This is a genomic window from Pontibacterium sp., from assembly GCF_964228735.1.
Lineage (GTDB): Bacteria > Pseudomonadota > Gammaproteobacteria > Pseudomonadales > Balneatricaceae > Pontibacterium.
This window is the reverse complement of the sequence record NZ_CAXRBQ010000048.1, coordinates 1-11,984: the sequence shown is the minus strand read 5'-3', so window position 1 is coordinate 11,984 and position 11,984 is coordinate 1. Positions and strand designations below refer to the sequence as shown.

At 52.6% G+C, this 11,984-nt stretch carries 13 protein-coding genes and 1 riboswitch; of the genes, 7 read left to right on the top strand and 6 right to left on the bottom strand.

All coding sequences use genetic code 11. The annotated features are described in order from the left end of the window. Positions 1-40: 40 nt before the first annotated feature. From paaA to ACEQ15_RS04805, 6 genes are all read left to right on the top strand, one after another. Positions 41-982, top strand: a complete 942-nt coding sequence (paaA, locus tag ACEQ15_RS04830; protein ID WP_370277953.1) for a 1,2-phenylacetyl-CoA epoxidase subunit PaaA — start codon at positions 41-43, stop codon at positions 980-982. A 12-nt stretch (positions 983-994) separates the two neighbouring features. Further along, positions 995-1,288 (top strand): 1,2-phenylacetyl-CoA epoxidase subunit PaaB, encoded by a 294-nt coding sequence (paaB, locus tag ACEQ15_RS04825; RefSeq protein ID WP_299177371.1) that lies wholly within the window; start codon positions 995-997, stop codon positions 1,286-1,288. A gap of 17 nt (positions 1,289-1,305) precedes the next feature. Next, positions 1,306-2,070, top strand: a complete 765-nt coding sequence (paaC, locus tag ACEQ15_RS04820) for a 1,2-phenylacetyl-CoA epoxidase subunit PaaC (protein ID WP_370277951.1) — start codon at positions 1,306-1,308, stop codon at positions 2,068-2,070. 17 nt (positions 2,071-2,087) lie between these two features. Next, positions 2,088-2,627: a 1,2-phenylacetyl-CoA epoxidase subunit PaaD gene (gene paaD / locus ACEQ15_RS04815; protein WP_370277950.1), complete on the top strand. Its 540-nt coding sequence runs from the start codon at positions 2,088-2,090 to the stop codon at positions 2,625-2,627. Positions 2,628-2,660: 33 nt separating this feature from the next. Then, a complete protein-coding gene (gene paaE / locus ACEQ15_RS04810) occupies positions 2,661-3,758 on the top strand; it encodes a 1,2-phenylacetyl-CoA epoxidase subunit PaaE (protein ID WP_370277948.1) in 1,098 nt (365 codons plus the stop codon). Positions 3,759-3,887: 129 nt separating this feature from the next. Then, positions 3,888-4,589, top strand: coding sequence for a LuxR C-terminal-related transcriptional regulator (locus ACEQ15_RS04805; RefSeq protein WP_370277947.1), 702 nt, complete (start codon positions 3,888-3,890; stop codon positions 4,587-4,589). A gap of 106 nt (positions 4,590-4,695) precedes the next feature. Here the strand turns inward: ACEQ15_RS04805 and ACEQ15_RS04800 are convergent, their stop codons facing one another. Continuing rightward, complete coding sequence (locus ACEQ15_RS04800) at positions 4,696-5,361, bottom strand: hypothetical protein (protein ID WP_370277946.1); 666 nt, start codon at positions 5,359-5,361, stop codon at positions 4,696-4,698. 61 nt (positions 5,362-5,422) lie between these two features. Next, positions 5,423-5,947: a GNAT family N-acetyltransferase gene (locus tag ACEQ15_RS04795; protein WP_370277945.1), complete on the bottom strand. Its 525-nt coding sequence runs from the start codon at positions 5,945-5,947 to the stop codon at positions 5,423-5,425. Positions 5,948-6,870: 923 nt separating this feature from the next. Then, positions 6,871-6,945: riboswitch (cyclic di-GMP riboswitch) on the top strand. Between the two features lie 61 nt (positions 6,946-7,006). On the opposite strand from ACEQ15_RS04795, the gene ACEQ15_RS04790 reads away from it, so the two are divergent. Beyond that, entirely contained in the window at positions 7,007-7,294 is a 288-nt protein-coding gene (locus ACEQ15_RS04790; RefSeq protein ID WP_370277944.1) for a hypothetical protein, read from the top strand. A gap of 233 nt (positions 7,295-7,527) precedes the next feature. Here the strand turns inward: ACEQ15_RS04790 and peaD are convergent, their stop codons facing one another. The 4 genes from peaD to peaA all read right to left on the bottom strand — a co-directional run. After that, positions 7,528-8,688 carry a quinohemoprotein amine dehydrogenase subunit beta gene (gene peaD / locus ACEQ15_RS04785; RefSeq protein WP_370277941.1) on the bottom strand — a complete coding sequence of 387 codons (1,161 nt, stop codon included), beginning with the start codon at positions 8,686-8,688 and terminating at the stop codon, positions 7,528-7,530. A gap of 15 nt (positions 8,689-8,703) precedes the next feature. Beyond that, positions 8,704-9,024, bottom strand: a complete 321-nt coding sequence (gene qhpC / locus ACEQ15_RS04780; protein ID WP_370277940.1) for a quinohemoprotein amine dehydrogenase subunit gamma — start codon at positions 9,022-9,024, stop codon at positions 8,704-8,706. After that, positions 9,025-10,452: a quinohemoprotein amine dehydrogenase maturation protein gene (peaB, locus tag ACEQ15_RS04775; RefSeq protein ID WP_370277939.1), complete on the bottom strand. Its 1,428-nt coding sequence runs from the start codon at positions 10,450-10,452 to the stop codon at positions 9,025-9,027. Positions 10,453-10,513: 61 nt separating this feature from the next. Then, positions 10,514-11,984, bottom strand: a 1,471-nt coding sequence (gene peaA, locus ACEQ15_RS04770; protein ID WP_370277938.1) for a quinohemoprotein amine dehydrogenase subunit alpha, incomplete at its 5' end; no start/stop codon positions are given.

The following is an 11,984-nucleotide window of genomic DNA, read 5'->3' as shown; positions in this document are numbered from 1 at the left end:
GGTCTTGCTTTGCCTACCCAAACTTTGTGGAGGCAATGAAATGACCCCTCAAGAACAAAAGTTCTGGCACAAGATCGAAAACGAAGAAAAGATCGAGCCAAAAGACTGGATGCCGGAAGATTACCGTAAGAACCTGATCCGTCAGATCTCGCAGCACGCGCATTCTGAAGTTATCGGTATGCAGCCGGAAGGTAACTGGATCACCCGTGCACCTTCTCTGCGCCGTAAAGCGGTACTGCTGTCAAAAGTACAGGACGAAGCGGGCCACGGTCTGTACCTGTACAGTGCCTGTGAAACCCTGGGTATCTCCCGTTCTGAAATGATCGAACAGCTGCAGAGCGGTAAAGCGAAGTACTCCTCCATCTTTAACTATCCTACTCTGACTTGGGCTGACGTGGGCGCGATCGGTTGGCTGGTAGATGGTGCAGCGATCGTAAACCAGGTTTCCCTGCAGCGTACCTCTTACGGTCCATACTCCCGCGGCATGATTCGTATCTGTAAGGAAGAGTCTTTCCACCAGCGTCAGGGTTACGAAGCGATGCTGGCTCTGGCTAAAGGTTCTCCGGAGCAGAAAGCGATGGCTCAGGACGCCCTGAACCGTTTCTACTGGCCTGCCCTGATGATGTTCGGTCCTCACGACTCCGAGTCTGCACACTCCCAGAAATCCATGGAGTGGAAGATCAAGCGTGAAACCAATGACGACCTGCGTCAGAAGTTTGTTGATCAGACTGTTAAGCAGATCGAAGTTCTGGGTCTGGAACACCCTGACAAGAACATCAAGTGGAACGAAGAGCGCGGTCACTACGACAGCAGCGACCTGAACTGGGATGAGTTCTGGTCTGTAATCAACGGTAACGGCCACTGTAACCGTCAGCGTATTGAGCACCACGTTGCTGCACACGATGAAGGTGAGTGGGTTCGTGACGCGATCTCTGCATATAACGAAAAGAAACGAGCTAAAAAAGCGCAAAACGCGGCGTAAGAGGTATCCGAAATGACAAACATCACTGAAAAACTGGAACTGTTTGAAGTTTTTGTACGTTCCAAACGTGGTCTGGACCACAAACACGTAGGTAGCCTGCACGCCGAAGATCACGAACAGGCGCTGGAATACGCACGCGACTGTTACACCCGTCGTAGCGAAGGCGTAAGCATCTGGGTTGTTAAGTCTTCTGACATCTGCTCTTCCCAGGAAGACGATGCGGATTGCTTCTACGATCCAAGCGACGACAAGCCATACCGTCACGCGACTTACTACGTTCTGCCTGACCCTGTAAACAACATGTAATTTGGGGAGAGCGAAGAATGAGTGATCAGATGAAAAACGCTATCCAGGAATACGCGACCCGTCTGGGCGACGACTCCGTAGTACTGGGTCACCGTATCTCCGAGTGGGTAAGCTACGGTCCTTTCCTGGAAGAAGATATCGCTTACGGTAACGTAGCGCTGGATTACATCGGCCGTGCCCGCATGTTCTACACCTACGCTGCAGAACTGGCTAACGACGGTCGTGACGAAGATGATTTCGCATACATGCGTAACGATCGTGAATACCGCAACCTGCTATTGATGGAGATGCCAAAAGGCGACTTTGCATACTCTCAGGTGCGCCAGCTGTTCGCAGACGTGTACTACACCGTTCTGCTGCCAGAACTGCTGCAGTCTAAGGACGAAACCCTGTCTGCGATCGCAGCAAAAGCGATCAAAGAGACTAAATACCACCTGCGTCGTAGCCGTGATTGGGTACTGCGTCTGGGCGACGGTACTGAAGAGAGCCACAAGCGCACTCAAAAAGCCGTTGATCAGTTGTGGGGTTACACTCACGAACTGTTTGATATGGACGAGACCGAGCAGCTGCTGGCTGACGAAGGTATCGGCGTAGACGTATCCAAACTGCGTGATGCGTGGCTGAAGATGGTCAGCGATATTCTGACCGAAGCGACACTGACTGTACCGGAAGACAGCTGGGCTGTTCGCGGTGGCCGTACCGGTTACCACACCGAGAACCTGGGCCACATGCTGACCGAGATGCAGATCGTGCACCGCTCCCACCCAGGATGTAAATGGTAAGAAAGGTAAAAGGCGCTATGAACGAAATCTCACTGATGCCGGAAGAGCAGTACCAGCGTTTGCAGCAACGTAATGCTGCAGATGTAAAGGAACTATGGGACCTGCTCGATGCAGTTAAAGACCCAGAAGTACCGGTGCTGAGCATTTGGGATCTGGGGATCTTGCGCGATATCGAACGTGAAGGTGGCACGGTTGTTGTCACCATCACGCCAACCTACTCCGGATGTCCGGCGATGGATAACATCTCCACCGACGTGACCAAGGCGCTGAATGATGCAGGTTACGCAGATGTGAAGGTGAAAACCTCCCTCTCCCCTGCATGGAGCTCCGAGTGGATGTCTGCGGAAGGTCGCAAAAAGCTCCGTAACTACGGAATTGCACCGCCGGAAGATGCTCCACTGGACGAAGATGGCCTGACCCCGGATGCACACGCGCTCTGTCCTCACTGCGGTTCCGAGAACACTCGCAGGGTTAGTGAGTTTGGATCAACTGCATGTAAAGCACTGTTCCAGTGCGACGACTGCAGCGAGCCTTTTGATTATTTCAAAAAGATCTGATCCCCGATCGGTCTTACAGACGATAGGTGAAGCATGTCTGACACCAATTTTTACACGCTGAAGATCGCTGATGTGCAGCCGGAAACGGACACGGCGATTGCAGTGAGCTTTGCAGTACCAGCAGAGCTGCAAGAGAAGTTTAACTTTATCCAGGGTCAGTTCCTGACTCTGCGTGCAGAGATCGACGGCGAAGATGTTCGTCGTTCCTACTCCATCTGCTCCGGCGTAAACGATGGCCACATGCGTGTGGGTATCAAGCGTGTTAAGAACGGTAAGTTCTCCAACTACGCAAACGATAACTTCAAGCCGGGTATGTCCGTTGAGGTAATGCCTCCACAGGGTAGCTTTTACACCGAAGTGAAAGCGGACCAGGCGAAGAACTACATGTGCATCGCGGCGGGTTCCGGTATCACGCCGATGATCTCCATCATGAAAACTGTGCTGTCTACCGAGCCAGAGTCCAAAGTGACCTTGATCTACGGTAACCGTCGCAGCAACTCCGTGATGTTTAAAGACGAACTGAACTTCGTTAAGAACCGTTATATGAACCGCTTCCAGTGGATCAACATCATGGACTATGAAGACCAGGGTGCTGATCTGCTGAACGGCCGTATCGACAACGCTAAAGGTTACGCGTTGCAGAAAGCGGGCCTGATCAACATCAAAGCTGTTGATGAGGCGTTCATCTGTGGTCCTGAAGCGATGATGTCTGAAGTGTCTCGTGGTTTCCGTATGGAAGGCCTGACCGACGATCAGATCCACTACGAGCTGTTCGCGAACTCTTCTGCGGACTCCAAAGAGATGCTGGAGAAAGCCGCTGCACGTAAAGAGCAGTTCGGTGAAGAGAAGACCTCCAAAGTGACCGTGAAATCCGATGGCCGTGCGGTGATGTTTGATCTGGCGACAGTTGGTGAAAACATCCTGGACGCGGGTATTCACAATGGTCTGGATTTGCCTTACTCCTGTAAAGCAGGCGTATGCTCCACCTGTAAGTGTAAGGTGGTAGAAGGTGAAGTGGACATGGATATCTCCCACGGTCTCGAGAAACACGAGATCGAAGCGGGTTACATCCTGAGCTGCCAAGCTCACCCGATTTCCGATGAAGTGGTTGTAGACTTCGATATTCGGTAAGTCCTGTGGCTGTCCGGTAGTAACGTTTGCCGGACAGCTATCCTCTCCCTCCCCCGCTTCAGCCGATTGATCCCACCTAAAACGTACCCGCGTTTGTGGATTCAGCCTGTCTGGAACACGGATGGGATAATGAGTCAGAAAGAGATAGGCCGCGCGTGGCGCCGGCTAGCCGATAAAATGCCTCATAAGATCCTGATCGCCGACCGTTTCCCGCTGCACCGGGAAGGTCTCAAAATTGCCTTGAACAGTGGTCCTGAATACCTGCTGTTTAACGCCCACTGTGTCTCATCCGTTGATGAGGTCCTGCGCCATACTCGCCGTCATGGTGGCTACAATCTGCTGATTATGGATCTCGAACTGCTCGAGAAAGCGCCTGAGTGGACGCTGAAAGAGCTTGTGAGCCAAACCTGTATCCCGACGTTGCTGATGTGTAATCAGGCGACGCCTGCCCTCATTCGTGACGCACGTCAGGCCGGTATCCGTGGTGTATTGCCGCGTGACGCTTCCATGGAGAAGATCAATCAGGTTGCACATACACTGTTGAGCGGCAGAACTTACTGGCCCGACATCTGTAAGCGTAGCGCCGCCCATGGTATGCCTGCGGAGCTGCCCCAGATCTCCACGGACGATTTGACCGATCAGCAGCTACAGATCATCCAATTGATCGTAGACGGTATGCTGAACAAGCAGATTAGCTATGAACTCGGTATCCACGAAAGTACCGTGAAATACCACCTCACCAACATCTACCGGAAGTTCCAGGTACGCAGCCGCACACAGCTGGTTGTAAGCGCACGTAATGCGGGTGTACTTGGATTGGTGCGTGTTTAATCGCTACACGGTTGTGCGGAAGATAAAGAGTTTATGAAGGCGCCGGAGTATGTGTGATACATACCCGGCACATACGTCCTGCGATGTGGGACGCGTGATGATTCAGTTAGTCGCCCCCACAACCTCCCCCGCAGCCAGAGTCTCCATCCCCACCTATATCGGATCCCTCACCACCGCTACTGCATCCCGAGCCACATCCGATATGCGAGGCGCAGTACGGATAGCTGCCCGGTCGGTAGTCTGATGTTTTGCAGTTAAGGGCGTAGGTAAAACCGTCGGGGATCGCCAGAGCCGCATCCATCGCAAAAAGCAGAGGCAACCGATCCGGCGTCTTTGGATCGATCTGTTCGCGTGTACAGGTGATTCGCCAAGCATTTTTGATACCGGTTTGAGCCATGGTCGGTGAGCTCATCGCTTCTGCCGGGGTGTGGTGCAGAAAGCGTCCGAGGGCCTTGGAGCAGAACTGTTGGTAGTGTTTGGTGAAGAGGATAAATTCGTGCCACGCAACATCCACTGCCTGTGATGGCATGGAGACCATGCGCGTGCCGGCAACATTACATACGTGGAAGTAATCGCGCAGGCCGTCCATCACCAGGTCCACTTGCTGATCGTCCAGATGCGGATACGTGGAGGCGACCTTGTCTCGAATGCGTGACGGGAATTCATAGCTATCTATAAGGTGACTTCGCTGTTTTGCCCGATTTTTGCGTGAAATCCGAATCACAATAAAAGCGATCACGGCGAGCACCGCAATCATAAAGAGTGTATCCATCGCTTACCCTACTCCGTGAATCCTAAGCTCTTCTTACAACGCAAAGCAGTATAGGCGAACGTCAGGATTGAGGGGCTGCCGGATGGCGATAGAGGTGCCAAAGTGCGCCGCGAAACTCGACTTCCTGTTCGAGTACCGCGCCTACCGCTTGTGCCAACTGAATGGAGGGCTGATTGTCGGCATGTATAAAGCTGATCAGACGCATGTCCGGCATATGTTCGTGGGCGGTGGTCTGGATCGCCCGTGCTGCTTCGCTGGCATATCCTTTGCCCCAGTATTCCGGTGCTAATGCCCATTTAATTTCCGGCTCGGGCCAGTCATTCGGATACCAAAATCCGGCAGTACCAATCACCAGTCCTGTTGCCTTTTCTTCCAATGCGTACGGGCCATAGCCACGAATCTGCCAGTGACCAACCATGCTGCACATGGTGCGCCAGGTTTCCCCTTCGGTGAACGCCCGACCGACGGTAAAACGTGTCGCCTCTGGCGAGCTATAGTAGGCGTGCAGAGCGTGCCAGTCGTTGTCGCGAAACGGGCGCAAGGTGAGGCGCTCGGTATCTAAAAATTCAGGTACAAGGTAATTCATCAACGGTCGCTTCCTTTTAAAGCCGGGACGGTACAACCCTATCAATCCCAGCTCCGTTTGCCGATTAGCGGCTAGTCGAAGTTTTTAACCTGTTTATTGCGATTAAAGCGGCCTATATACGCAATACCGGCGCGTCTTCTCACTGTCATTGCGACTAATGCAGTAAGTGACTGAAACGGTGAATTGGCTGGGGCTTGATCTAAATCAAGGGATGAGGAGTTCAGTGATTTTGCGTTACGTCCCTCAAAGTCAGGCATAGCGCTGGTTCATTGTCTACAATGATCCGACACCGTTCAAAAATTAGGAATTTTTCTTATATCGTAATTCCGGAAACAGATGTACATTTACTAACCACAAAAATAACACTGGGGGCAGCGCAATGAATAATAATAAATGTTGTGACCACTGTGAGTATCAGCAGGTACAGGATGTACCCCATGAGTTCATGGCTGAAGTATGTAAGTTGGAATTAGGTACAATCTACCGATGTGAAGTGTGCGGAACATCCTGGATGAAGAGCGCTAGCCGGGGATGGTTGTTGCTTCGCGTTGGAAATTCTCGTCTTAAGATTGCGGTATAAACGTTTCGGTTCCTTTGTCGACCTTGGCGCTATAGAGGACTTGTCATTCAGCAAGATGGTCAGGTCCTTTGGCGTAACGGGTGCGGATTGGACGCTACACCCTCCTCTTGCCTTAAACTGCCTTTCTATCGTGTATTTCGCTTGAAGCACCTTTTGGATTTGCCAACTGTTGGCAATTTCTGAAGGGGCTTTTACATATGTTTAAGCCGTTATACACCTATATAGCATCCAGCTATTTTCTTTATCTCACATCTGTATAAAAAACGTTCAAAAACAGTGGTAGTATTCGAACAAACATTAGTATCAAACGTACGTTTTGATTGTTTAATCAGTAGATCATCCTCTCTCGATACCGCAAAACCCGAGCAATCGGGTGACGCAAAGTCACGGGTCCCACTGGGATAGCCGGACCACCGAAGGAGAGCCCCCTCTATGGACTGTTTCTGAGGATCTTTTGCTGATGTATCGCGGAGGTCAACATGAAACGTTCATCCTATCTCGTTCCGATACTCGCCTGTGCCGTCGCACTTTCTGTGCCCAATCAGGCTGCAGCAACTGATCTGGACGATTCAGCAATTCTGGCTACTTACCACTACTCTGTCCTGCATGAACATTACCCGGTGGTGTCGTTGGGGCCTGAGCCTATTCAACAGGTTGTTAAAGCGCTGGACGAACAGCGCAGCAAAGTGGCCGAGGCCGAGAAACAGCGTAAGAAAAACCTACGCCGTTTTTATATGAAGCTGCTTGCGGTGGTGAGTGCCCAGTAGTTCAAACGGTCTTGACGTATACCCTATGACAACAAAGGCGTAGGTTGGCCATCGCGGAGCGATGCCCAACACGTCGTCTCCAAGCTGTTCCATAACTGTTGGGCTTCGCGTTGTGAAGGCCAACCTACAAACAAACCGCTTTCTCGGGTCCTCGCTAGCTGACAATGAAGCATAAAAAAGGCCGCCCGAAGGCAGCCTCAAGGGTAGTCGACAGAATGATCAACCTGCTTCCATTACTTCAGGCGAGCCAGGCGCAGGTCTGAAGTGGACATATCGCCGGTCAGCTGGATGCTACCGATTTTTTCCAGTGTCTCTGCATCGTGGATGGAGATATCGCTGGAGGTACCGCCGATATAGATGGTCTTACCATCGCCAGTCATATTGATGTTGTAGTACGTATGGTCCATCGGCTGAACCTTCACCGTTTCACCTGTCTTCACGTTGTGCTTGGAGAGCTGGTTAAACGATCCGTAAAGGATGTCTTTGTCGTTTGGATCGGTCACCCAGTTAAAGACGATGAACTCAAACGGCACGGTCTCGATGCTCTCAACCTTACCGGTTTTGGTATCGATACGTACGTGACCCCAGAGGAAGTCTGCTTGAGATTCATCACCCGGAGCACCGTTCCAGCGAATGGTGAAGTACGGCATGATAAACTCTCCGACGTGCTCACCCATGGTGTGCATAGCAAACGCATCAGGTGGAACCCACTTATCCGGCGCCCGATCCCAGTTTTGCAGTGCTTTAATCAGACGCACTTTGCCAGTTTGCGGATCGATCGCTTTCAGGTCACCACCACCGAGGATCACTTCCCCGTTCTGCATGCTGCCGATCTTGGTGATACGGCGATCAACCGGGAAGGTACGTACCGGTTTTGCATTCAGGCCATCTTCTGTGTTGAATACGGCCAGGCGTGGTTCCATGGTTTCGAAACGGTCCAGCAACTTGCGCACCGGGTTCTGTACGGTGTACAGCTCTTTACCGTCAGCGCTCACTGCCATAGAGATAAAGCTCTTCACCTGCACATTGCTGTAAGACTGCTTAGCGGAGAACTTGATCTCACAGTTGGTGATATCGAAGCCGTAAATGTCTTCCCATTTATTGGTCATCACATAGGCGATACGACCGTCCGGAGACATGGCGATACCACCGTTGCCGAAGATACCCGGTACGTCACACGTCCGTACCAATTGGTTGGTTTCGGTATCAACGATATGCAACTGATTCGGACGGGTCACCGTCAGAATGTACTCGTGACCGCCCGCTTTCATACCATTGATGGTAGTGGAAGCCTGCTCGGTTACCGTATTGGTTGTGCCACAACCCACTAACAGCGCTGCGGCACCGATCGTGCTGGCCAGCGCGGCGCGCTTAAAGATCTTTGTCAGATTCATCTTGCTAAGCCTCCATCACTCTTCTGGGAAGACGCTGTCGATCTTGCGCCAGTCTTCGTTGGCTTTCGGTGCGGTGTCACCAAAGGCGGTGTGGTTCACCATGGTGTCTGGCACCTGCGCTGGCCACCAACAAGCGTCGGCACAGCCATAGAGGTCGGATTCCATTGGCTGACACAGGGAGCCCAAGCCACCGAACGGGTCTACTTCCCAGCCCGGATCGTTTACGGAGGTACAGCCCACAATGGTCTGCATCGCTACAACCTCTTCCACCTCGTTCTGTGAGGTCGCCTGGTCGAGCATTTTGGCTTTTTTGTTGAACGACTTAAGGTGTTTCATTTATGAACTCCTTCTAGGAGATACGTAAGCATCGAAGAACGCCGGGTTCTCGAGCATGATCCGCGAGTACACTTCCACGCCGAAGTCGACCCAGTCTCTCAGCAGGTCGCAGTAGTGGTAGGAAGGACGTGCGGCATCGCCGTACTTCGCATAACTTTCGTGGTAACAACCACCAGAACAGATGTTACGGATGCGACAGGTTTCACAGCCGGTGTTGCTGCGATCCAGGCGTTGCTCGACAAACTCGCCCAGGCGGGTTTTATCGATGCCCTCTTCTACATCCCCAAAGGTAGGTAGTTCTGAGCCGGTGAAGCGGTGGCAGAGATTGATACCACCCTGGGTATCGACTGCCAGCAAGCCGACACCTGCACCACAAGGCAGTTGTTTCTTATTGCCTTCGTGCAGATCGGTCATCAGCTGGTGCATGTTGCCGTAACCGTAGTTACGGTGCTCCAGTGCCGCTTCCAGGTATTTCATGCCGAGGCGTTTCATACCGGCAAACACGTCTACCATCTCATCGGGTGTGAGGTTGAAAGACGTGATGTCGCCAGATGTCACCGGGCCAAAGCCCACTTCGGCAAATCCCAGGCTACTGAGGTGTTCAAAAATGGCTTCAACATCGGTGATGCCGCGGGTCAGTGTTACACGGCAGCCCACCGGGCGTGACGTATAACGGGACAGCAACATATCGACCTTCTGTTTCACCACATCGTAGGTGCCCTGACCGCCAACGGTAATTCGGTTTTTGTCGTGCATCGCCTTAGGGCCGTCCATGGAGATGGTCAGGCCAAAGCGGTGTTCGTTAAACCAGTCCACCAAATCTTCATTGAGCATGGTAGCGTTGGTGGTCATGGTGAAGCTGACCTCTGATTCCAGATCGGCAAATCGCTCTTCGCAATATGCCACCACTTTGCGGATCAGTGGCATGTTGGTCAGCGGTTCGCCGCCAAAGAAGACCACGTTGTATTGACGCTGGTTAGGAGATTCCTCCAGCAGCATCTCGATCGACTTCACCGCAGTATCAAACGACATCTTGTCGCCCGCCGACGGTGTAGTCAGGTCTTCTTTGTAGCAGTAGGTACAACTGAGGTTACAGCCGGTGTTGGTGTTCAGAACAATCGTGGTCAGCGGGAAGTTTTTTACCTTCTGCGGTTCGTGATTGATCTGCACAACACCACCGTCTGACAGGATACGCAGAGACTTCAACTCTTCGATGGTATCCATGACGTCGTGTGGCTGGTAACGGCCCTGAAAGCGGTCGCGGATCATCTGAGCGGTCACCCTTTCCTGCTCAGAAAACAGATCGATCAGCTCACGGCTCAGGCCTTCCAGCTCAAACAGACTGCTGGTCGGCACGTGGAACATCATCTTGCGTGTGTCCACATCCACCAGATGCATATTTGGCTTCACCAGGGATAAAGAACCCATAACTACCTCACCTTATTGTTATTTCGCGTAACGCGAATCTGTCTGGAGGTTTATTCCCCGGTTATTCGATAACCGGTTTAACAAATTTCTGCACGGTCACCAGCAGGTGGGCTTCGCCCTGTACGCTGTTGCCACCATCTACCACGGTGCCGACTACGCTCAGGTTACCTACGTTGTTGGTGGACATCTTACGTTCCGGGTTCAGACCAGCATCACTTGGGGTGAAAATACCGTCTTTATCGATGGAACCCGCGTACTTGATGTCGTTGTCGTGCTCGGCGATCTCATCAAACGGCTTCAACGTCCACGCCGCAGGCATGTAACCCAGGCGTAGATCATCTTCGGTGCCAGGCTTACCATCGGCACCAGCCGCATAACCAACCGCACGGTATGCAGATTTCTGTTTTGGGATCGGACCACCGGCGCCGCCGATGCGGGCGATGGAATCGGATGGAGTGATTTCTACGCGTGCAACAGCGTCATAGACCGCCAAAGCGTTGTTCGCGGATGTAGAACCAACCTTAACGGTGTTCGCTCCTACCGCAGCGTTTTTGGAGGCTTCTGCCAGCACAACCACTCGGTTGGCATCACGGGATACCACGTTCAGCAGTTTCAAACCGCTGCCCAGCTTCACGTTACCTTTCAGGCTATTGCCGGAGATGGTCAGTAGTTTGCGTTCGCCGCGTTTGATATAAGACGGTGTTACCGCAGTAATCGCAGTACCTTTAACCGCCTTAACGCTGCCGCCGATAATCTCGTCGTCACGCTCGAACATGCGACCTTCCAGGGACTTACCGTCAGCAGAGGCTGCCAGTACCTGACGCACCTTAACGCCATCAATGCTCAGGCTTGCACGCCATTCGTATCCTGCGTATACCACCGCACGGCCCTTACCAGACAACGGTGTACCATCGGCGTAGTGACCTTCCAGTACTAGAGCGTAGCTGTCGTTTGCGGTTTTGGTTGCGCGCAGTGTTGCATCAAAGGTGCCTTTGCCCGGTACATAACCGTGCATCGCCCAGTTACCGGTCAGATCTTTCTTGGTAACTTTCTGCCAGCTGTTCCAGGCATCGCTGTTGAATGGGTAGTCCTTGGCAAGTTTTGGCGCCACATTGGTCAGCGCGATATCAAACCAGGCACGGTCACGTGCGCCGGCGTGAAGCTCAGCCGTTGGGAACTGTCCCATATGGAAGTGGATCAGGTGTTTCCACTCATCTTCGGTACGACGCTGCAACGCGATACGTGCACCGGAGTGACAACGTACACAGGTTTCCTGCAGCAGCTGGTCGAAGGATTCAACCACGTTGGGTTCCTTCTCCAGCAGATAACGCAAGCCCGCCGTTTCGGACGGTGCCAGACCCTGGTTATCTGCCAGGTATTTTACCAGTGTTCGTTTCTCTTCCGGTGAGATCACCAGGCCGCGTTGCTGCTGCATGCGGCTAATGGTCATCATCCAGCCTTCAGGTGTTTTTCGCTGCTCGCTGATTCGGGAGAACGGGGTTGCCGCTTCGCCGGTTTCGGTATGACACGAC